18 protein-coding genes are annotated in these 21895 nt (G+C 62.6%); 15 read left to right on the top strand and 3 right to left on the bottom strand.

Translation table 11 applies throughout. The features are described 5' to 3' along the window. The first annotated feature begins 31 nt into the window (after positions 1-31). The 3 genes from FEZ63_RS14690 (at position 32) to FEZ63_RS14680 (ending at position 2953) form a co-directional block, all read left to right on the top strand. Positions 32-433 (top strand): DUF350 domain-containing protein, encoded by a 402-nt coding sequence (locus FEZ63_RS14690; protein ID WP_150945737.1) that lies wholly within the window; start codon positions 32-34, stop codon positions 431-433. Positions 434-820: 387 nt separating this feature from the next. Then, positions 821-1660, top strand: coding sequence for a 3-deoxy-8-phosphooctulonate synthase (gene kdsA, locus FEZ63_RS14685; protein ID WP_150945735.1), 840 nt, complete (start codon positions 821-823; stop codon positions 1658-1660). A 120-nt stretch (positions 1661-1780) separates the two neighbouring features. Next, complete coding sequence (locus tag FEZ63_RS14680) at positions 1781-2953, top strand: MFS transporter (RefSeq protein ID WP_150945733.1); 1173 nt, start codon at positions 1781-1783, stop codon at positions 2951-2953. On the opposite strand, the gene queF is transcribed toward FEZ63_RS14680, so the two are convergent. Continuing rightward, positions 2935-3387 carry a preQ(1) synthase gene (gene queF, locus FEZ63_RS14675; RefSeq protein ID WP_150945731.1) on the bottom strand — a complete coding sequence of 151 codons (453 nt, stop codon included), beginning with the start codon at positions 3385-3387 and terminating at the stop codon, positions 2935-2937. The genes FEZ63_RS14680 and queF overlap by 19 nt on opposite strands. Positions 3388-3508: 121 nt before the next feature. Here queF and eno point away from each other — a divergent pair, with 121 nt between their 5' ends. The 11 genes from eno to lpdA all read left to right on the top strand — a co-directional run bounded on the left by eno (position 3509) and on the right by lpdA (position 16911). Next, positions 3509-4792: a phosphopyruvate hydratase gene (gene eno / locus FEZ63_RS14670; RefSeq protein WP_150945729.1), complete on the top strand. Its 1284-nt coding sequence runs from the start codon at positions 3509-3511 to the stop codon at positions 4790-4792. Between the two features lie 406 nt (positions 4793-5198). Continuing rightward, on the top strand, positions 5199-6107 hold the full coding sequence (locus FEZ63_RS14665) for a calcium-binding protein (protein WP_150945727.1): 909 nt from the start codon (positions 5199-5201) through the stop codon (positions 6105-6107). Further along, the gene (locus tag FEZ63_RS14660) at positions 6104-6703 is read left to right on the top strand and encodes a calcium-binding protein (protein WP_150945725.1); all 600 of its coding nucleotides are present in this window, start codon (positions 6104-6106) and stop codon (positions 6701-6703) included. The genes FEZ63_RS14665 and FEZ63_RS14660 overlap by 4 nt, the downstream gene beginning before the upstream one ends. Positions 6704-6909: 206 nt before the next feature. Then, on the top strand, positions 6910-9681 hold the full coding sequence (locus FEZ63_RS25945; protein ID WP_150945723.1) for a M10 family metallopeptidase C-terminal domain-containing protein: 2772 nt from the start codon (positions 6910-6912) through the stop codon (positions 9679-9681). Between the two features lie 550 nt (positions 9682-10231). Then, the gene (locus FEZ63_RS14650) at positions 10232-10555 is read left to right on the top strand and encodes an FtsB family cell division protein (protein WP_150945719.1); all 324 of its coding nucleotides are present in this window, start codon (positions 10232-10234) and stop codon (positions 10553-10555) included. 160 nt (positions 10556-10715) lie between these two features. Further along, complete coding sequence (gene pdhA / locus FEZ63_RS14645; RefSeq protein ID WP_150945717.1) at positions 10716-11762, top strand: pyruvate dehydrogenase (acetyl-transferring) E1 component subunit alpha; 1047 nt, start codon at positions 10716-10718, stop codon at positions 11760-11762. A 63-nt stretch (positions 11763-11825) separates the two neighbouring features. Then, a complete protein-coding gene (locus FEZ63_RS14640; RefSeq protein ID WP_150945715.1) occupies positions 11826-13268 on the top strand; it encodes a pyruvate dehydrogenase complex E1 component subunit beta in 1443 nt (480 codons plus the stop codon). 4 nt (positions 13269-13272) lie between these two features. After that, the gene (locus tag FEZ63_RS14635) at positions 13273-13569 is read left to right on the top strand and encodes a DUF5076 domain-containing protein (protein WP_150945713.1); all 297 of its coding nucleotides are present in this window, start codon (positions 13273-13275) and stop codon (positions 13567-13569) included. Positions 13570-13594: 25 nt separating this feature from the next. After that, positions 13595-14962 carry a pyruvate dehydrogenase complex dihydrolipoamide acetyltransferase gene (locus FEZ63_RS14630; RefSeq protein WP_150945711.1) on the top strand — a complete coding sequence of 456 codons (1368 nt, stop codon included), beginning with the start codon at positions 13595-13597 and terminating at the stop codon, positions 14960-14962. Between the two features lie 83 nt (positions 14963-15045). Further along, positions 15046-15474, top strand: a complete 429-nt coding sequence (locus FEZ63_RS14625) for an endonuclease domain-containing protein (protein WP_150945709.1) — start codon at positions 15046-15048, stop codon at positions 15472-15474. Then, on the top strand, positions 15475-16911 hold the full coding sequence (gene lpdA / locus FEZ63_RS14620) for a dihydrolipoyl dehydrogenase (RefSeq protein ID WP_150945703.1): 1437 nt from the start codon (positions 15475-15477) through the stop codon (positions 16909-16911). It abuts the gene before it with no gap. Positions 16912-17259: 348 nt separating this feature from the next. On the opposite strand, the gene FEZ63_RS14615 is transcribed toward lpdA, so the two are convergent. Next, a complete protein-coding gene (locus FEZ63_RS14615) occupies positions 17260-18156 on the bottom strand; it encodes a fumarylacetoacetate hydrolase family protein (RefSeq protein ID WP_150945701.1) in 897 nt (298 codons plus the stop codon). A 390-nt stretch (positions 18157-18546) separates the two neighbouring features. Here FEZ63_RS14615 and FEZ63_RS14610 point away from each other — a divergent pair, with 390 nt between their 5' ends. Further along, positions 18547-19866, top strand: a complete 1320-nt coding sequence (locus FEZ63_RS14610; RefSeq protein WP_150945699.1) for an OmpP1/FadL family transporter — start codon at positions 18547-18549, stop codon at positions 19864-19866. A gap of 174 nt (positions 19867-20040) precedes the next feature. Here FEZ63_RS14610 and FEZ63_RS14605 read toward each other — a convergent pair whose 3' ends face one another. Then, entirely contained in the window at positions 20041-21846 is a 1806-nt protein-coding gene (locus FEZ63_RS14605) for a PHA/PHB synthase family protein (protein ID WP_150945697.1), read from the bottom strand. Positions 21847-21895: the final 49 nt, after the last annotated feature.

Below are 21895 nucleotides of genomic sequence, written 5' to 3'. Positions count from 1 at the left end.
AAGACGCTCACCGATCCTCTGGGGGAACCACATGACTTCGACTCTGGCCGGCTTGCTGGATTTCATCATTCTGTTCGTGGTCGCGACGGCGCTGATCGCGCTCTATCTGGCGATCTACACGCTGGCGACCATGCACAACGAGTTCGCGCTGATCCGCCACAACGTCATCTCGGCCGCGACCGCCCTCGGCTTCAGCCTCGTCGGCTTTGCGCTGCCGCTCGCCAGCGCCATCGTCCACGCCCAGACCATCGTGGATTGCCTGATCTGGGGCCTCGTCGCGCTCGCGGTGCAGATCCTGGTCTATTGGCTGGTGCGGATCGTGATGCCGAACCTGTCGCTGCGCATCGCCAAGGGCGAGATGGCCGCAGCCCTCTTCCTCGGCGCCGCCTCGCTTGCGGCCGGCATCGTCAACGCTGCGGCGATGACGTTCTGAAAGTCTGGCTGGGAATCGCCATGACGAGGCGTGTCCCCGCCTGAGGAGGGCGGGGAAAGCGCTGCTTCAAGGGATCTGGCTGCTTGGGTGCTGCGTGCTTCGAGACGGGCTTTGCCCTCCTCAGCATGAGGATTCGTAGGGCATTTCTCCCACCTCATCCTGAGGAGCCGCAAAGCGGCGTCTCGAAGGATCGTTCAGCGGTCTCTGGAGAGCCTCGTGCTTCGAGACAGGCCTTCGGCCTTCCTCAGCATGAGGCTTTCGAGAGAAAACCTGGGGCATGAGCCCGTGGGACGCTGTCGCCGCGACGGTCGGTGAGACAATTTCCGGTCAGCTCTGAGGTCGTCGTATCCTCTTTGCCTGCCTGCAAAAAAAGCGTAGGGACGCGGCATGAACCAGACAAACCAGACACCCGCCGTCGTTCAGGCCGGCAATGTGCGCTTCGGCAACCACCTGCCGCTGGCCATCATCGCCGGACCCTGCGCCATGGAAAGCCGCGCGCACGCGCTTGAAATGGCCTCCGCCCTCAAGGAGATCACGACGCGTCTCGGGATCGGGCTCGTCTATAAATCCTCCTTCGACAAGGCGAACCGCACATCCGGCTCGAGCGCCCGTGGCATCGGCCTTGCCAAGGCCCTGGCGATCTTCGCCGAGGTCAAGGAAACGTTCGGGCTGCCGGTCATTACCGACGTGCACGAGAACGACCAATGCGCCGCCGTGGCCGAGGTCGTGGATATCCTGCAGATCCCGGCCTTCCTGTGCCGCCAGACCGATCTCCTGCTTGCTGCGGCGAAAACCGGCCGGGTCGTGAACGTGAAGAAGGGGCAGTTTCTCGCGCCCTGGGACATGGCGAATGTGGCCGCCAAGGTGACCGGAGCTGGAAATCCCAACGTGATGCTGACGGAGCGCGGCGCGTCCTTCGGCTACAACACGCTGGTGTCCGACATGCGATCGCTGCCGATCATGGCGGCAACCGGCGCGCCGGTGATCTTCGATGCCACCCACTCGGTGCAGCAGCCGGGCGGGCAGGGCGCCACCTCGGGCGGGCAGCGCGAATTCGTGCCGGTCCTCGCCCGCGCCGCGGTCTCGGTCGGCGTGGCGGGCGTTTTCATCGAGACCCATCAGGACCCGGACAAAGCACCCTCCGATGGGCCCAACATGGTGCCGCTGCGCGAACTGGAAGGCTTGCTGGCGCGCCTGAAGGCATTCGACGCCCTCGCCAAGGCCTGACTTCGTCGGTCAAGCCATGATGAGGCGGAAGGGCAGGGGCGCTCTTCTATGGCTCGTCGTTGCGGAAGGTCGTGCTAAGGAGGCGGACGCGCCTTTCCGAGTCCTCCGCGAAACGGTTCCATGACGCCGCGCAATCTGATCCTGATTCTCGCCACGAGCGGCTTTGCCAGCACGTTCTCCTCCCGTGCGGTCGAGCCGATGGTAGGCATCATCGCGCGCGATCTCGGCACGACCACACAAACCACCGCGCTGCTGTCGGCGGCCTTCGCGCTGCCCTATGCGCTCGTTCAGCCGATCCTCGGACCTGTTGGCGACGCGCTGGGAAAAGAGCGCGTGATGAAGGTCGGGCTGGCGCTTGCGCTTCTGGCGCTCGCCGGGTCTGTTCTGTCGCCCGACATCGCAACGCTCTTCATCCTGCGCATGATTGCCGGTGCCGCCGCCGGCAGCGCGGTTCCGATGTCGCTGGCGCTGATCGGCGACCGGGTTGCGATGGAGCAGCGCCAGCTGGCGTTGAGCCGCTACCTGGTTGCGATCATCACCGGCCAACTCGCCGGCTCATCGCTGGCCGGTCTCCTGGCCGAGACGATGGGATGGCGCGGCGTGTTCGGCCTTTCCACCGTGTTGATGGGCCTTGCTTTCGGCGCAACGTTCATCGGCTTCCGTGGCGCCGCGCCGGGCGGCCGGTTCGACCTCGCCAGTGCCCTTCGGCGCTACGGCGAGATCCTCTCGAACCCGCGCGCGCTGGCGCTGTTCTCGTTCGTGTTCGTCGAGGCGATGGCCATCTTCGGGATCTTTCCCTACATGGCGCCCTTGCTGGAGCTCAATGCCGGCGGTGGCGCGACGGAGGCGGGCGTGGCGCTTGGCGGTTTTGCCATCGGCGGCCTCGTCTATTCCATTCTGGTGAGCTGGATGCTGCGCGTGCTCGGTCTCACGCGGATGCTGATCGGTGGCGGCATTCTGGCGGCGCTGGCGCTGGTGACGATTGGCTGGGGCGGCGACTGGAAGCTCTACACCTTCGCCATGGTGGTGATGGGGCTCGGCTTCTACATGCTCCACAACACCTTTCAGACGCAGGTGACCGAGGTTGCACCGACGGCGCGGGCATCGGCTGTGGCGCTCCATGCATTCTCGTTCTTCGTCGGACAGGCGCTTGGGGTAGTCGCCATGGGCTACGGACTGGACCGGGCGGGGCTCACTGTCACAACCCTCGTGGCGGCGATCGTCGTCGTGGGCCTTGGCTTGACGGCCGCATCCGTCCTGCGCCGCCCCACGCCTCAGCCTCGCGCCCGGTAGGGTGCCACGCCCTGGTCCGGCAGCCAGAGATTTTTCGGCACCTCGCCCGTCTGCCAGAACACATCGATGGGAATGCCGCCGCGCGGATACCAGTAACCGCCGATCCGCAGATAGCGCGGCTCCAGCAATTCGGCCAGGCGCTTGCCGATAGCGACCGTGCAATCCTCATGAAAAGCGCCGTGATTGCGGAAGCTGTGGAGATAGAGCTTCAGCGATTTCGACTCGACCAGCCACGGCCCCGGCACATAATCGATCACCAGCAGGGCGAAATCGGGTTGGCCGGTGACCGGGCAGAGCGAGGTGAATTCCGGCGCCGTGAACCGCGCCACGTAATCCGTATCGGGGTGCGGATTCGGCACCCGGTCGAGGAGCGCCTCCTCCGGCGATTGCGGAGTTCCGACATTCTTGCCGAGTTGCAGGGATGGGTCCGTCATGGGTTGATGACCTTGCGTTCGAGTGTGACACGTCCTTGCTCACTCCGCCGTTTCGGTCAATAAGCCGTTCCATGACGCAAGGCCGCATGGCCTCCTCTTTCAGCCGCAGGAGCATTCTTCCATGACCGCGATCATCGACATTCACGCGCGCGAAATTCTCGACAGCCGGGGCAATCCCACGGTCGAGGTGGATGTGACGTTGGAAGACGGCTCCATGGGCCGAGCGGCTGTTCCGTCAGGCGCGTCCACGGGCGCCCATGAGGCGGTGGAACTCCGCGACGGCGATAAGAAGCGCTACGGGGGCAAGGGTGTTTTGAAGGCCATCGAGGCCGTCAACAACGAGATCCTGGATGCCATCGGTGGGCTCGACGCCGAGGAGCAGATTCTCATCGACGAAACCATGATCGCGCTCGACGGCACCCCCAACAAGGCGCGGCTCGGGGCCAACGCGATCCTCGGCGTCTCTCTCGCCGTGGCGAAAGCGGCGGCCGATGCCTCGACCCTGCCGCTCTACCGCTATGTGGGCGGGACGCAGGCGCGGGTGCTGCCGGTGCCGATGATGAACATCATCAATGGCGGCATGCATGCGGACAACCCGATCGATTTCCAGGAATTCATGATCCTACCCGTCGGCGCGCCGACGCTGTCGGAAGCGGTCCGCATGGGCGTCGAGGTGTTCCACACCCTGAAGAAGGCCCTGAAGGATGCCGGCCACAACACCAATGTGGGCGACGAGGGCGGCTTCGCGCCCAACCTTCCGAGCGCCGAGGCAGCTTTGGATTTCATCATGAAATCCATCGAGCAGGCCGGCTACAAGCCCGGTCAGGATATCGTCATCGGCCTCGATTGCGCCTCCACCGAATTCTTCAAGAACGGCGCTTATGCCTATGAGGGCGTTGGAAAAAGCCTCTCCTCGAAGGAGCAGGCCGAGTACCTGGCGCAGCTCGTGGCGAATTATCCCATCGCGTCGATCGAGGACGGCATGGCGGAGGACGATTGGGAGGGCTGGAAGCTCCTCACCGATCTCGTCGGGTCGAAATGCCAGCTCGTCGGGGACGATCTGTTCGTCACCAACGTCGAACGCCTCTCGCAGGGCATCAAGGGCGGCATCGCCAATTCGATCCTCGTGAAGGTCAACCAGATCGGCACCCTTACCGAGACCATCGCCGCCGTCGATATGGCCCACCGCGCCGGCTACACCTCCGTCATGTCGCACCGCTCCGGGGAGACCGAGGACTCGACCATCGCCGACCTCGCGGTGGCGACCAATTGCGGCCAGATCAAAACCGGCTCGCTCGCCCGCTCCGACCGGACGGCGAAGTACAACCAGCTCATCCGCATCGAGGAGGAGCTTGGCGAGCAGGCGCGCTATGCGGGCAGGGCGGCGCTGAAGGCGTTGGGCTGAGGGCGCGCGCGTATTTCGCGCGTCTTGCGCTTCTCAAATCCAGCGACCGAGTTCGGCATAAGATACTGACGATCTGCCAAGGTTGTAACGGCGCACAAGCGGCAATTCAGTTCGCAACCGTGAACAAGAATCTCAAGCTGATGGCGAGCGATTTCTACGTGCTCTGAAAAGCTTCTTTTGACCTGCGGTCCGTCGCTGTTCCTCCGCTCGCTTTTGGCGACGGCGCGCTACGCGGGCGGGGCGCTGAGGCCTTGGGCTGAGTGAAGGTCGCGGCTCTGCAGGCTGCGACCATTCAGCATTTTGTCACGGGTTGCCTTCAGGTCTTTTCGAACTTTATAACGTGATAATTCATTTATCGCGTTGTTGTTCAGGTCGAAGCTCGGCCGCAAGACCGTTTGGAGACCCCATGCCCGATCAAGTCATCACCACGTCCATTGTGTCCGAAGCGGGCTCCGCCGTCTTCACGCTCGCCGGCGGGGATACGCTTCTCCTGATGGACGGCGTGAGCGTGCATTCGATGTTCGGGACTTCAATCTCCACAGCGTCTGGCGCCTCCAATGCTCTTGTGATCAATGGCTCGGCGATTGGCTACACGACCGGCGTGCGGAGCCAAAACGCACAAAGCACCGTGATCATCGGCGCGCTCGGGAAAGTGGAAGGCCAATACGGACTCTATCTGGTCGGGACCCACGCGGTTCAGAATTTCGGCAGAGTCCTTGCGAGCGATACGGGAATATTGGCGGCATCCGGAAATCTGAGCCTCCTGAACGCCGGAAAGATCGAGACAACCGCCGGTCTCGGCAACGGCTATGCCATCGTCGGCGCATCCGGCACCGATATTGTGGCCAATGACGGCTTCATCAGCGGCCGGATTATTCTTGGCGATGGGAACGACACATATTTCGGGCGGTCGGGGACCCACATCGGATTGCTTTCGCTCGGCGCAGGTCAGGACGCTGCCTTTGGAGGATCCGGTTCCGAAACCTTTTCGGGCGATCAAGGCAACGATGTGATCGATGGGGGCGGAGGCAATGATGTCGCGACTTTCAGCGGCAACCGCTCGCAATACGCCGTCCAGGATAATCTGAACGGTTCGTTCGTCGTCGCGGATTCGCACGCGACCCGCGATGGGACCGACACCCTCAAAAACATCCGCTTTGCACAATTTGCCGACCAGAAGATCACCCTCACCAACGCTGCTCCCGTCAATCTCGCCCTTTCCACAGCCGTCTTTACCGAGGACACGCCTGTCACCGCCGTCGTGCGAGCCTCGCGGCGTTCGACGCGGATGGCGATGCGCTCTCCTACAGCTTGACGTCGAACCCGAGCGGCCTGTTCAGACTGGATGGCGCGAACCTCGTCCTGGTGGGAGCCGCCGATTTCGAGGCCTTAAGCCATCACAGCATCGCCTTGACGGCGAAGGACGCCTATGGCGGCGAAGTGACGAGGACCTTCGATCTCGCCGTCACCAACGTCGTCGAGACCAATCCACTCACTCTGCGCGGCACCCGGGGCGCCGATCGGCTGACGGGCGAGGCTGGCAGCGACAAGCTCTATGGCGGGCTGTCGAACGACATCTTCACCGGCGGCGCGGGGCGAGACATCTTCGTCTTCGACACCCGGCCGAACAAGCGCACCAACCTGGACAAGATCATCGATTTCAGCGTCAGGGACGATACCGTCCACCTGGTGAAAACCTTCTTCTCGAAGATTTCCAAAAAGGACGTTCTCAGCGGCAGCGCCTTCTACGCCGGCAGCAAGGCGCATGATGCGACCGACCGGGTAATCTACAACAAGAAGACCGGCGCGCTGTTCTACGACCAGGATGGCAGCGGCGCCAAGGCGGCGATCCAGTTCGCGACCGTGTCGAAGAATCTCAAGATGACCGCGCACGATTTCTACGTGCTCTGAGGCGGTGGTCCGGCCAGGGCGGTCCGTCGCCATGGTTTCCGTGCCCTTGCCCCATCGCTGGCGGAGTACCGGCGGAGTACCGCGTCGATCCGGGACATCCGAGCTGACCTTATGTCAGGGGCTTGATATGATGTTTCGTTGCATATAGTGAAGGGAACCAGGACGGCTGCCCGCGATCGGATGCCGTCAGCCAAAAGGGTGACCCGATGCTTCCGAACCGATCCACCGCTCTACCCGCTCCCGCGTTCGACGTGGCGCTCGATGCCCTCACCGAGCCCCTGACGCTGACGGGTCTTGATGGCGACAGCGTCCGGAGCCCGGCAGGTCAAGCCGTTCACATCGATTTGGGTGGAGATGCCCTGATCACGTCGGCGAGCGGGCTCGTCAGCTACATGGATATCTACAACAGCTCGGGGACGACCGACGACCAATTCGGCATCGATCCGCTGTTCTCCCGCGTCAGCGCGACCGACGGGCTCAATATCGGCAGCGAGATCGCGGTGGACGGGATCGTCATCGGTTTGGTGGCCGCTTGGAGCGATCCAACTCTCCTCAGCTTTGGATTCAATGGGGCGGCGACGGCCGAACTGGTGCAGGAGCTTCTTCGCTCATTGACCTATGTGAATACATCGGCGGATGCCGGTTTGATCGCCTACAGATCGTTGCAAGTGGATATCGGCGGGCCGGACGGTGAGTATGCGAGCGCGGCGCTGACCATCACGACGGCTCCGGACGACGCCGAGGTTTTCACGCCTGGGACCGATCATCTTGTGGGAACCGCCGGAGACGACGTTTTCACGGTGCCTGAGTTCTGCATCACGGATGGGGACGAGATCGACGGCGGCCTGGGTGACGATACGCTCCAACTCGTCGGCGGAAGCATCTCCGTGAATTCTTTCGATCTGACACAGCTGGCGACATTCTCAGGGATCGAGACGATCGAGGGGACCGACGGCATCGATAGCATCGTCCTCGGCGCCCACCAGTTGGCGGATGTCAAACGGATCGATGGTGCGGGCGGCACGAATTACCTTTCGCTCGCGGGAACCGACATTAATCTTGCGGGGAAGATCATCCTGAACGTCGCGCAGATCGGATTGCTTGACGACGACGCGGTCATCACGCTCGACAACGCAGAGACGGCGAAGCTGGTGAGGGGCCATTCGGTTGATAACGACAAGCTGGTCCTGACGAACGGCATACTCAGCGCGGATGAGCGCACTGCGCTTCATGCACAGGGCGTGGACATCATCGCCGCCAAGGAAACCATCGATGGACCGGTCATCACCACCACCCAACTGGCCCCGGTCCTCGAGGAGCTCGACGGCGACCACGTGATGCTGAGCGGGCACAATCCCGTCATTCTCGATGCCGGCCTGAACGTCACCATCACCGCCGATGCCGCGATCAAATATCTCTCGGTCAGCGTCACTGGCTCGAGTGACGCGGGCAACATGCTCGGTGTCGATACGACCGGCTCGGTCTCATTGTCGAACGGGCTGGCGGTTGACAGCGTGATCAGTGTGGGCGGCACCGCTATCGGTCATTCCACGTCTGACGGCGGTCCGCAGCTGGCAGTCGAGTTCGACCCTGCGGCCACACCCGCCCTCGTCCAGGAACTGATGCGGGCGCTGACCTATTCCCATGCCGATGGCGTCATCGCGGCGTCCAGGCAAATCAGCATCCATCTCATGGATGCAACCTTCCGCGAGTCGACGGCCACTGTGACCGTGGATCCTGAAGGTTTTGTGGCACAGCCGCCGGTTGTCGCGGAACTCGATGGGGATCACGTGACGCTGAACGGGCATGCTCCCGTGGTGCTCGATGCGGGCGTGAGCGCGACGATCGCGTCCGATGATGCAATCTCGTCTCTGACAGTGAGCGTCGGCGGCCCGGCTGACGCCGGCAACCTGCTCGGCGTCGCCGTCACGGGTGCGGTCACCTTGTCGAGCGGAGTGGCGGCCAACAGCGTGATCAGCGTCGGCGGCACCCCCATCGGTCATTTTACCGCTGTCAGCGGATCGCAACTGGCAATCGACTTCGACCCCACCGCCACCGTTGCGCAAATTGAACAATTGGTGCGGGCCCTGACCTATTCCCACGTCGACGGTGTGATCGCCGCGGCAAAGCAGATCAGCATCAAGCTGGCGGATGCGGGCGACAGCGAGACCACGGTGACGGTAAATGTGGACCCCGCCGTCATTGTGGATCCGGGGCCGAGCGAGCCCGACAACGTGGCGCCGACGCGGATCGATGCGAGCGCCTCCACCATCGCCGAGTTGTCGGCCACAGGAACACCTGTGGCGATCCTGAAAGCCGTCGACGCCAATGCGGGCGATACCTTTACCTATCGGCTTCTGGATGATGCGGGCGGGCGCTTTGTCCTCAATGGCACGTCGCTGCTGGTGGCCGATGGTTTCAAGTTCGATTACGAGCAGGCCCGGTCCCACACGATCAAGGTCCGCGTCACCGACAAGGGCGGCCTCTCCCACGACCAGCTGCTCTCCATCGCCGTCGGCGATGTCGCGGTGGAGACAACGGCCGGATCGATCGGCGACGACCTGTTCGTCGGCGGTGCGAAGAACGATTCGCTCGGCGGCGGTCTCGGCAACGACAAACTGGCCGGCGGCCTGGGCCGGGACATTCTCTCCGGCGGCAAAGGTCGGGACGTGTTCGTGTTCGACACGAAACCCAACAAGAAGACGAATCTCGACAAGATCACCGACTTCAGCGTCAAGGACGACACCATTCATCTGGCGAAATCGGCCTTCACCAAGATTGCCAAGAAGGGGGTTCTGGCAAAATCCGCCTTTTGGCAGGGCGACAAGGCGCATGATGCGAATGACCGCATCATCTACAACAAGAAGACCGGAGCGCTGTTCTACGACCAGGACGGCACCGGCGCGAAGGCGGCGATTCAGTTCGCGACGGTGACCAAGAACCTGAAGATGACGGCGAGCGATTTCTTCGTTGTGTAGGCGAGGGCGCACGTGCCCGCACTCGTGAATTTCTTTCCGTCATGCCCGGGCCTGGCCCGGGCACGCACGCCTAACTCCGGCGCGCGTCAGTGTATGGATGGGCCGGGAATGCCTCCGAAGACGAAGGCTCTGCCTCGTCCTGAGAGGCTGCCCGGGAGGTTGCCTGACCGCTGCGGCGACGCCGTAGGACTGAACAGAACCCCACAGCCTCTGCTGAGGAAGGCCGCAGGCCGGTCTCGAAGCCAGTGGTCTCTGGAGGATCCTTCGAGACGCGAGCAAGCTCGCTCCTCAGGATAAGGCGGAGCCTACGCCTCCATGGCACTTAGTGTGTCTCCGCCTCACCTGAGGAGCCGCGTATCGGCGTCTCGAAGGACCGTCCAGCGGTCTCTGGACAGCCTCGTGCTCCAAGACAGGCCCTTTCGGCCTTTCTGGCATCACGCTGAACCGTGCGGCATGATTGGCCTGCAGGTCTCCGCGTGAACGCCTCCACCGAACGTTGCACGCCCCTCAGGAAACCGGTTCTTAACCATGACGATGTAGGAATCTCGCCATGGTCATTCGCAGGCGCGTCCGTCGTTTCCTCATTCCGCTGATGCTTTACAGCGTTTCGGCGGCTGTCGTGGGTTATTTCGTGCACCACGCCCATAGCGGCGCGCGCGGCTTCGACGCGCGTGAGAAATACGAGGCGCAGGCGCAGGATTTGACCAACGAACTCGAGATCGTTCGATCCGAGCGGGCCGATTGGGATCGCCGCATCGCGCTGCTTCGCAGCGACCAGATCGACCGCGATCTTCTCGAAGAGCGGGCGCGGATCATGCTCGGACGTGTGCACCGCAGCGATCTCGTGATCATCCTCCCCGACAGCAAAAACTAACCGAATTTCTACTTAACTCAAATCAAGTTGATTCGATTTTGACAAGTTGAATCAGTCGGTTGGGCTGTTCACTGTATCGTTGAAACACCTCTTTGCGCCTCTCGATTTCCCGGACGGACTGCGCTACAACTTTCGTCGAGGAAACCCTTCGGAGGACCCGATGGCTGTTGCTGCCCGCAAGGCAAACAAGTCCACGCCAAACAAGACGCCGGCCCGAAAAGCCACTCCCAATTCTCCCCAATTCGACAAGGGCCAGGATCTCAGCGCCTATCGCGAGATGCTGCTGATCCGTCGCTTCGAGGAGAAGTCCGGACAGATGTACGGCATGGGCCTCATCGGCGGATTCTGTCACCTCTATATCGGTCAGGAGGCCGTCGTCGTCGGCATGCAGCTGGCGACCCGGGAGGGCGACCAGGTGATCACGGGTTATCGCGATCACGGTCACATGCTGGCTTGCGGCATGGAGGCGCGAGGCGTCATGGCCGAATTGACCGGCCGTCGCGGCGGCTTGTCGAAGGGCAAGGGCGGCTCGATGCACATGTTCTCCAAGGAGAAGCATTTCTACGGCGGCCATGGCATCGTCGGTGCGCAGGTCTCGCTCGGCACCGGCATCGCGTTCGCCAATCATTACCGGCAGAACGGCAATGTCTGCCTCACCTATTTCGGCGATGGCGCGGCCAACCAGGGCCAGGTCTACGAGAGCTTCAACATGGCGCAGCTGTGGAAGCTGCCCGTCGTCTACGTGATCGAGAACAACCGTTACGCCATGGGAACCTCCGTCAACCGCGCGTCGGCGCAAACGGATTTCTCGAAGCGCGGCGTCTCCTTCAACATTCCGGGCGAGCAGGTGGACGGCATGGATATCCGCGCGGTCTACGCTGCCGGCCAGCGCGCCGTCGAGCACGCACGGTCCGGCAAGGGGCCTTACATCCTCGAGATGCAGACCTATCGCTATCGCGGCCATTCCATGTCCGATCCGGCCAAGTACCGCACGAAGGACGAGGTGACCCGCATGCGCGAGGAGCACGATCCGATCGAGCAGGTGCGCCGCCGGCTTCTCGAAAGCTGGAAGCTGTCCGAAGACGAGCTGAAGGCCATCGACAGCAAGGTGCGCGAGATCGTCAACGAGGCGGCCGAGTTCGCAACCCACGATCCGGAGCCCGATCCCTCCGAGCTCTACACCGACATTCTCCTGGAAGCGCATTAGGCGCTCTCCCCGACAATTCGCCCTCCAATATTCGCCGCAGCGGCAACTGGAAAAGAGTCTTCCATGGCGATCGACATTCTCATGCCCGCCCTGTCTCCCACCATGGAACAGGGCAAACTGGCCAAATGGCTGAAAAAAGAAGGCGACAAGGTCAAGCCCGGCGACGTGCTGGCCGAAATCGAAACCGACAAAGCGACCATGGAGGTCGAGGCGATCGACGAGGGTGTTCTGGCGAGGATTCTCGTCGGGGACGGCACCGACAACGTCGCGGTGAACACGCCCATCGGCGTGCTCGCAGTCGAAGGCGAGGACGCATCGAAAGCCGTCGCCAGCGCACCGGCCGCACCGGCCGCTCCCGGGCAGACTGCTCCGACACCGGATTCGCAGAGCGAGGGCATGAGCGAGACCTCATCGGCCTTGGGCCGTGGTGGGGATACGTCGCCCGATGCTTTGCCCGCCGCCCCTTCGATCATTTCGAGCCGTTCTGCGCACGATGCCATGGCCGAAATTCCGGAAGGCACCGAGATGGTCACGATGACCGTCCGCGAAGCGCTTCGCGATGCCATGGCGGAGGAGATGCGCAAGGATCCGAACGTCTTCGTGATGGGCGAAGAGGTCGCCGAATACCAGGGCGCGTACAAGGTCACGCAAGGATTGCTGCAGGAATTCGGCGAACGCCGGGTCATCGACACGCCGATCACGGAGCATGGCTTTGCCGGCGTCGGTGTCGGCGCGGCCTTCACGGGCCTGCGACCCATCGTCGAGTTCATGACCTTCAACTTCGCCATGCAGGCCATCGACCAGCTCATCAACTCGGCGGCGAAGACGCTCTACATGTCGGGCGGCCAGCTCGGCGCGCCGATCGTCTTTCGCGGCCCGAACGGCGCGGCCTCCCGCGTCGGCGCGCAGCACAGCCAGGACTTTTCGGCGTGGTACTCCGCCGTTCCGGGCCTCAAGGTGGTGTCGCCGTATTCGGCCGCCGACGCGAAGGGTTTGCTCAAGAGCGCCATCCGCGATCCCAACCCGGTGATCTTCCTCGAGAACGAGATCCTCTACGGCCAGTCGTTCCCGGTGCCGAAGCTCGATGATTTCACCGTGCCGATCGGCAAGGCGCGCATCCACCGCGAGGGCAAGGACGTCACGCTGGTGTCGTTCTCCATCGGCGTCAGCTACGCGCTGAAGGCCGCGCAGGAACTCGAGAAGGAAGGCATCAGCGCCGAAATCATCGACCTGCGCACGATCCGTCCGATGGATACCGACACCATCGTGGCCTCGGTGATGAAGACCGGACGCTGCGTCACCGTCGAGGAAGGCTATCCGCAATCGGGCGTGGGCGCTGAAATCTCTGCCCGCATCATGGAGCACGCCTTCGATTATCTCGACGCACCGGTGATCCGCATCACCGGCAAGGACGTGCCGATGCCGTATGCTGCGAACCTCGAAAAGCTCGCTCTGCCGTCCGTCGCCGAAATCGTACAGGCGGCGAAGGCCGTTTGCTACAGGTGACGCCATGACCGACCGCAAATTCGAAGCCCTCAACGTTCCGCCGGACGCCCTTGAAAAAGGCGGCGTGGAGATCTTGCGGGCTTCGGTGGTGGACGGGGCGGTGAGTGTGGCACTGCGGCGCGCGTTCGACGATCCCTTCACGTGGGGCGTTCTGCTGGTCGATCTCGCGCGTCACGCCGCGCGAGTCTATGCCGCCGAGACTGAATTTTCGGAAGCTGAGGCGATGGCTGAAATCACCGCCGGAATCCAAACCGAATTGGACGATCCCTCCGATCCCGGCCCAACCCAGGCCATCAACTGAAACATCGATCAGGATCCATAACACCATGCCCATCAATATCCTGATGCCCGCTCTCTCTCCCACCATGGAAAAGGGCAACCTTGCCAAGTGGCTGAAGAAGGAAGGCGACACGGTCAAATCCGGCGACGTGATCGCCGAGATCGAAACCGACAAGGCCACAATGGAAGTCGAGGCGGTGGATGAGGGCATCCTCGCCAAGATCCTGATTGCCGAAGGCACTGCGGACGTCCCCGTCAACCAGCCCATCGCTGTGATCGCCGGCGAGGGCGAAGATCCGAAGAGTGTCACAGGTGCGGCTTCCGGCGGACCCGCACCGAAAGCCGAAGCGACGGCGGCTCCCCCCGCGCCGGCTCCGGCAGCCGAGGTGCCACAGGCCGCGCCCCCGCCGGCAGCAGCGCCTATGCCCGCTGCTCCTGCACCGGCTGCAAAACCGAACGGCGCCGCAGAGCGGGAGAACCGTGTCTTTGCCTCGCCACTCGCCAAGCGTATCGCCAAGGAAGCGGGCATCGATCTTGCATCTGTGCAGGGCTCCGGCCCGCATGGGCGCGTGGTCGAGAAGGACGTGAAAGCCGCTGTCGCCGGCGGCGCGCCCAAACGCGCCGAACCCGCCGCAGCGCCAAAGGCAGCGCCGGCGGCGGCGCTTGCCAGCAGCCTGTCGTCCGATCAGGTCAAGGCCATGTTCGAGGCCGGCACCTACGAGGAAATTCCCCTCGACGGCATGCGCAAGACGATCGCCAAGCGTCTCGTCGAATCGAAGCAGACGGTGCCGCATTTCTATCTCGCGCTCGATTGCGAACTCGACGCGCTGATGGCCATGCGCGAGCAGATCAATGCAGGTGCGCCGAAGGACAAGGACGGCAAGCCGACCTACAAACTCTCCGTCAACGACTTCGTCATCAAGGCATTGGCGATCGCGCTCCAGCGCGTGCCGGCTGCCAATTCGGTGTGGGCGGATGATCGCATCCTGCGCCTGAAGCATTCGGATGTGGGCGTCGCCGTCGCCGTCGAGGGCGGGCTGTTTACGCCGGTGATCCGCAAGGCCGAGGTGAAGACGCTGACCGCGATCTCGGCCGAGATGAAGGATCTTGCCGGACGCGCGCGCAATCGCCGCCTGAAGCCTGAGGAATATACCGGCGGTTCGACGGCGGTGTCCAACCTCGGCATGTTCGGCATCAAGGACTTTCTTGCCGTCATCAACCCGCCGCAAGGCACGATCCTCGCCGTCGGCGCGGGCGAGCAGCGCGTGGTGGTCAAGAACAACGCGCCCGCCATCGTCCAGGCCATGACCGTGACGCTGTCCTGCGACCACCGGGTCGTCGACGGCGCGCTCGGCGCGGAACTGCTGGCGGCATTCAAGGTGCTGATCGAGAACCCGATGGGGATGTTGGTGTGAAAAAGCTCCGCATCTTTCCCTCCCCCTTGCGGGGAGGGTCAGGGTGGGGGTCGTGATGCAAGCTCTTGCCAACAGGACCAGCAATGTCATGGAAGCAGCCTCGTCTTGAGCCCATCTCGTCGCGGGCCGCCACGAATGCAAAGGCATTGCGCCGCGAATTGACGGAGCCGGAGAGGCGGTTGTGGTGGCATCTCAGAACTCGTTTGCCTCGTGAAGGAACGCACTTTCGCCGCCAGGTTCCCATCGGCCCCTATGTGGCGGACTTCCTCTGTCACAATGCGAGGATCATCGTTGAGGTCGATGGCGAGCAGCACGGCGCTGCTGCAGCCGTCGCCTACGACGAGAGACGGAGCTCGTATCTCGCCGGTCAGGGCTTTCGGATTCTTCGTTTTTCCAATCGCGATGTCATGCTCGAAATCGATGTCGTGCTCGACACCATTCATGCGGCGCTCGTCCGCACCACCCCCACCCCTGACCCCTCCCCGCAAGGGGGAGGGGAAATGGAGACCTAAATGACAACCCAATACGACATCATCGTCATCGGCGGCGGGCCGGGCGGCTATGTGGCGGCGATCCGCGCGGCGCAGCTGGGCCTCAAGACTGCGGTGGTGGAGCGGGAGCATCTCGGCGGCATCTGTCTCAACTGGGGCTGCATTCCGACGAAGGCGCTGCTGCGTTCGGCCGAGATCTACCACTACATGAGCCACGCCAAGGATTACGGCTTGGTGGCGGAAAAGATCGGCTTCGACGCGGCGGCCATCGTGCAGCGCTCGCGCGGGGTGTCGGGGCGCCTCAATGGTGGCATCGGCATGCTGATGAAGAAGAACAAGATCGACGTGATCTGGGGCGAGGCGAGCATTGCAAAGCCCGGCGAGGTCGTGGTGAGCGAGCCGAAGAAGCCGGCAGTGCAGCCGCAGACGCCGCCGCCGAAAGGCACCCTTGGCGCTGGAACGTACCAGGCCAAGCACATCATCGTGGCGACGGGCGCACGTCCGCGCGCGCTGCCGGGCATCGAGCCGGACGGAAAGCTGATCTGGACCTATTTCGAGGCGATGAAGCCGGAGGCGATGCCGAAATCGATTCTGGTCATGGGTTCGGGCGCCATCGGCATCGAGTTCGCCTCGTTCTACCGCACCATGGGCGCGGAAGTGACGGTGGTGGAAGTGCTGCCGCAGATCCTGCCCGTCGAGGATGCGGAGATCGCAGCTCATGCGCGCAAGCGCTTCGAGAAGCAGGGCATCAAGATCCTGACCGGCGCGAAAGTCACGAAAGTCGCGAAGGGCGCGAATTCCATCACCGCCACCATCGACGACGGCAAGGCGACGCAGGAAATCACGGCCGAGCGCCTGATCTCGGCCGTCGGCGTCGTCGGCAATATCGAGAATTTGGGGCTCGAAAAGCTCGGCGTGAAGATCGATCGCGGCACCGTCGTCACCGATGGATCGGGCCGCACCAACGTGCCCGGTATCTACGCCATCGGCGACGTCGCCGGCCCGCCGATGCTGGCGCACAAGGCCGAGCACGAGGGCGTCATTTGCGTCGAAACCATCAAGGGCTTGCATACGCACCCGATGGACAAGCTGAAGATTCCCGGCTGCACCTATTGCCACCCGCAGATCGCTTCGGTGGGGCTCACCGAAGCGAAGGCGAAGGAGCAGGGAATCGAGGTTCGCATCGGCCGCTTCCCGTTCGTCGGCAACGGCAAAGCCATTGCACTCGGCGAGCCGGAGGGGCTGGTGAAAACCATCTTCGACAAGAAGACCGGCCAGTTGCTGGGCGCACATCTCGTCGGCGCGGAAGTCACGGAGCTGATTCAAGGCTTCGTGATCGCCATGAACCTCGAGACGACGGAGGAAGAACTCATCCACGCGGTCTTCCCCCATCCCACGTTGTCGGAGACCATGCACGAGAGCGTGCTGGATGCATATGGACGCGTGATCCACATTTAAAGCACTTTTCCCTCCCCCTTGCGGGGAGGGCCAGGGTGGGGGTGTCGGCTCCGGATCGGGCAAGAAAGGCGCCCGCACCCCCACCTCCAACTCCTCCCCACAAGGGGAGGAGAGCCGGTCGGCGTCCTTTCCCCTTCGTCAAGCTCCGATCCCCGCCGCAAGAGGGGCAAGAGCACGCCGGCAAGTGCGTTTTGCCTAAAGGAGGTTCACGGCTTTCAACCCGTCAATAACGCGGCGACATGCTGCGCATGGACCATCTCGCCGGTTAGGGCGATCCGGATGGTGTCTTCGGCGGGCATTCGGATGACCGCGATGTTTTCGTCCGACTCCGGCCCCGGCCGTCTCGCCCTACGCCAGCGGCGATTCGGACTTGAGTCCGCGGCTGGTATCGACGCCCTGCTGCTCGAAGGCGACGACCCGTTGGTATTGCTCGCCCAAACCCTCGATGCCGAGGCGCATCGTGTCGCCGGCCTTGAGGAATTGCTGCGGGACCATGCCCATGCCGACGCCGGGGGGCGTGCCGGTGGTGATGACGTCGCCAGGCTCGAGAATCATGAAATGCGACACGTAGGAGACGATCTTCGCCACGTTGAAGATCATGGTTCGCGTGGAGCCTTTTTGCCGGCGCTCGTCGTTCACGTCGAGCCACATGGACAGGTTATGCGGGTCGGGGATCTCGTCCTTGGTGACGAGATAGGGGCCAAGCGGCCCGAAGGTGGGGCAGCCCTTGCCTTTCGACCATGTGCCGCCGCGTTCGAGCTGATATTCGCGCTCCGACACGTCGTTGCAGATGCAATAGCCGGCGACGAAATTCATAGCCTCATTCGCGCCTACATAGGACGCGCGATCGCCGATGACGATGGCGAGTTCGACTTCCCAATCGGTTTTGACGGAGCCGCGCGGGATGATCACCTCGTCGTTCGGCCCAACGATGCAGGATGGCGCCTTGTTGAAGACAATGGGTTCCGCGGGGATGGCCGCTCCGGTCTCGGCGGCGTGATCGGCATAGTTGAGGCCGATGGCAATGAAGTTGCCCACATTGCCCACGCAGGCGCCAATGCGCTGGCCGGCCGGCACGAGAGGCAGCGATGTCGGGTCGAGGGCTTTCAGCCGGGCGAGGCTGTCGGACGCCAGTGCATCACGGGCCATGTCCGGCACCACACCGGACAGGTCGCGGATATTGCCGTCCGCATCGAGAAGACCAGGCTTTTCGCGTCCATACTCACCGAATCGAAGCAATTTCATCTGGCTCTCCTGCCGCAGGGTGAGGCGGTTATCGAGCAAAACCCCTCGCGATGGCAACGCCCTTTTTGCCCCGATTATGTTGCGGTTTTGTCACGATCGCCGGGAAACTACCCATTCGGAGTTACTGCGGAGAGGCACTGCCCGCACAAGCAGCGGCGGCCCGTCTATGCTAGTTTACATGTGAACTATCTGGGATTCCCGGAGTTTTCAAATATCCGTGGGCTCAATCGAAAGTAATCTGAAGTCTTGCCGTTAAGGGCGTGGGCCGGCACCACGGGCGCGAAGGCTGTCATTAACCGATTGCGACCAAAATGAAGCAACGGCAGAGTGTCCCGAGAGGCGGATTCGTCCGCCGCGAAAAGAATGCTAGTCCCGAGGGCAGGAAATTTCATGCGCCATTTGACCCGTTCCGCGACCTTGGCTGCAATCTCCGTTGCAGCTCTCATAGCCGCCCAGGGCGGCGCTCAGGCTGGCGCCTTCGCTCTTCGTGAGCAGAGCGCCACCGGGCAGGGCCTGTCTTTCGCCGGCGTCGCATCCGGCTCGGGTGGCGTCTCGTCGATGTACTGGAACCCGGCGACGATTACCATGGCGCCCGGTTTCCAAGCCGAGTTTCACGCCACCGCCATCATCCCGGAATCGAAGATCAATCCGGTCTTTACGATCCCGGCGGGTCTCGCCGGACTCGGCCCATCGGGGGATATCGGTCTCGATGCGCTCGTGCCGGCGAGCTACACCAGCTACCAGGTGAACGATCGTCTCTGGATCGGTCTCTACAGCGGCGCGCCTTACGGCCTCGCGACCAAGCCGAGAGAAATCTGGGCCGGTCAGCTTTATGCCCGCACGACCTCGATCTTCTCCCTCGAGGCGATGCCGACCATCGGCTACAAGGTCAACGATTGGCTGTCGGTCGGCGCGGGCGTGCGTGCGCAATATCTCAAGGTGCGCTACTTCTCGGCCATCGGCCCGTCACCCGCAAACCCATCGCCGTTCGCCGCAAGCGCCGGTCTCGAAGGCGACAGCTACGGCTTCGGCTACTCGCTTGGCGCCACCCTGACGCCGTTCGCCGGCACGTCGATCGGTGTCGGTTTCCGCTCCGCGGTCGAGCACGATCTCGAAGGGTCGTTCCAGTATTTCGGCGTTCCCATCAAGGCGCATCTTGTGCTGCCGGAATCGGTCTCGGTCGGCATCAGCCAACAGGTCGGCGAAGCCTTCACGCTTCACGGCACGGCCGAGTGGACCAACTGGAGCCGCCTCGGATTCCCGCGCGTCATGAACCAGGCGACCGGCACGCTTCTGGCCTCATCGCCCTATCTTCCGCTCGATTATGAGGATGGCTGGTTCTTCTCGGTCGGTGGCGAATACCGGGTGAACAACGCCTGGAAGGTGCGCGCCGGCCTCGGTTATGAGATCTCGCCGATCGAACTCGAGACGCGCAGCCCGCGTCTGCCCGATTCCGATCGTGTCTGGGTCTCGCTCGGCACGACCTATAACTGGAGCGATCAACTTTCCTTCGATCTGGCCTACACCCACATTTTCTCGGTCGGAAACACCGACATCAACATCGCACCGGGCAATCCGCTCTTCCCGACCCGTGGCGTGGTGCTCGCCGCAAACGTGGATTCGTCGGTCGATATCATCTCGGCGGCGGTCAAATATCGTTGGGACAATCCCGCCGTGGCCATCCCGGCGCCGATCGTTCGCAAATACTGAATGCCTTTCCTGCATCCTTAATAAAAGGCCGGCTTTGCGCCGGCCTTTTTATTTGCATGCCGATCAGTGTGCAACGCTGTCGCGAAACCTCACGCGGAGGAAGGCCTAACGGTCGTTCTCGGGATGAGCTGAGACCCGAGCCTTTAGCCGCTCGGTGCAGGATTCAGCAGGCGATCAGGCGCGTTCGAGCACATATGTGCCGGGTGCCTCGGCGAGGGGCGCAAGTTTTCCGGCCGCAGGATCGCGCGCGGGGACGCGCTTGGGCGCCTGTTTCTCGACCCAGGAAAACCAGTATGGCCACCAGGTCCCCTCGGTTTCCTTCGCGCCCGCCATCCAGTCGGCCAGCTCGCCCTCCACCGGGCCGCCCGTCCAGTATTGGTATTTGGGCTTCGCCACGGGATTGACGACACCGGCGATGTGACCGGAGCCGGCCAGCACGAAATCGACCGGGCCGCCGAAAATCTTCGAGCCGTGGAAGACCGATTTTGCCGGCGCGATGTGGTCCTCCCGGGTTGCCAGGTTGAAAATCGGCACCTTGATCTTCTTCAGGTCCAGCAGCACGCCGCCGATTTCGAGTTCGCCTTTGGCAAGTTTGTTTTCGAGGTAGCAATTGCGCAGATAGAAGGCGTGGTTGGCGGCCGGCATGCGCGTGGAATCCGAGTTCCAATAGAGCAGATCGAACGGGAAGGGCGCTTTCCCCTTCATGTAGACGTTGACCACGTAAGGCCAGATCAAGTCGTTCGGCCGCAGCATGTTGAAGGCATTCGCCATGTGGCTGCCCTCGAGATAGCCGCGTTTCTTCATGGTCTTTTCGAGCATGCCGATCTGCTCCGCATCGGCAAAGATCTTGAGGTCGCCCGAATAGGTGAAATCCACCTGCGCGGTGAAAAGGGTGGCGCTTTCAATCCGCTTGTCGCGTTTTGCCGCCATGAAGGCGAGGGTGGTTGCGAGCAGCGTTCCGCCGACGCAATAGCCTACCGCCGTGACCTTTTTCTCGCCGATGCTCTCCTCGATCGCATCCAGCGCGGCGAAGATGCCCTCGCGCATGTAATGTTCGAAATTCTTTTCCGCGTGCCTCGCCTGCGGGTTGACCCACGAGATGCAGAATACCGTCAATCCCTGCGACACCGCCCAGCGGATGAAGCTCTTTTCCGGATTGAGGTCGAGCACGTAAAATTTGTTGATCCACGGCGGCACGATCAGCAAGGGGCGCTTGATCACTGTATCGGTCGTCGGCGTGTATTGGATCAACTCCATCAGGTCGTTGCGGTAAACCACCTTTCCGGGAGTGGCGGCGATGTTCTGCCCGACCTTGAAAAAACTGGGATCCGATTGGCGGATGCGCAGCTCGCCGCCGCCGGCCTCGATATCTTCCGCCAGCATGGCGACGCCACGCACCAGATTGGCGCCGTTATGCTGGATGGTTTCCCGGATCAGTTCAGGGTTGGTGAGCAGGAAATTCGACGGCGACAGCGCGCTCGAGAGCTGCTTCAGGTAGAAACGCGCCTTCTGTTTCGTGGTCTCATCCACATGTTCGGCGCCTTCCACTACATCCTCGGCCCAGCGCGACGTGATCAGGTAGGCCTGCTTCAAGAAGTCGAAGACCGGATTCTGGGACCATTCCGGATCCTGGAACCGCGCATCTTTCAACTCGGGCATCGCCACCGGGTCACTCGTCTCCCCTTGGGCGCGTTTCAACGTGGCGGTCCAGAGTTCGAGAAACTGGGTTCCGAGCCTGGTCTGCGCTTCCAGCGTCTTCTGCGGATCGACCATCCACGATTCGGCCACATGACCGAACGTCTTCACCGCCTCCGCCGCCTCATCGGCAAAACTCGATTTTGCGGCGGCCCCGTTGGAGGGCTTGAAATAGGCAGCGGTGGCCTTGCCGGCGCCTTCGAGAAACAGCGCGAGATTTCGGGAGAGCTCATCGAAGTCAGGGGAGGCCAGGCGGGGTTGCTCGGTTCCGGGCGGTTTGTCCATCAGGCGGCCTCCGTCAGGTCCTGCGGCCATTGCTCATGCGCCGCATTTC

The organism is Microvirga brassicacearum (genome assembly GCF_008757455.1).
In the GTDB taxonomy this organism is placed as follows: Bacteria; Pseudomonadota; Alphaproteobacteria; order Rhizobiales; family Beijerinckiaceae; genus Microvirga; species Microvirga brassicacearum.
The sequence above is the reverse complement of the archived record's forward strand: the minus strand, read 5'-3'. Positions and strand labels throughout refer to the sequence as shown.